The organism is Bradyrhizobium sp. JHI2711 (genome assembly GCF_056156565.1).
This window is the reverse complement of the sequence record NZ_JBPZPT010000033.1, coordinates 1-319: the sequence shown is the minus strand read 5'-3', so window position 1 is coordinate 319 and position 319 is coordinate 1. Positions and strand designations below refer to the sequence as shown.

Here is a 319-nt window from a genome sequence, read left to right as displayed (position 1 = left end):
TCTCAAGCACAGCCTGACCTTCGATCTTGCGGCGGATATCGCGGATGATCCGGCCCAGTCGGCTGCGCAGGATGCGCAACTGCCGCTGATGCCGCTTGAATTGCTTGGCATGGCCGTAGCGTCCCGCCATCATTGTCGCGGTTTTGGCAATGCGCAGATAGGACTGCCGCAGCTTGACCCCGTGCTTCCTCGCCTGTCACTGGGCGGTGAATACTCCCCAAATATGGGCATCGAAAATTCCCTAGCTGGCATCCCAGCCTGAAGGGGCCGCGGCGCGGAGGCCCCACATACCGGAGCGCTGCGGCCCCTTCAGGCTTTC

1 pseudogene is annotated in these 319 nt (G+C 62.4%); it reads right to left on the bottom strand.

The features are described 5' to 3' along the window. Positions 1 to 193 (bottom strand): annotated as a pseudogene (locus ACTEK7_RS36660) (IS5/IS1182 family transposase); the annotation flags it as partial. Positions 194 to 319 lie beyond the last annotated feature (126 nt).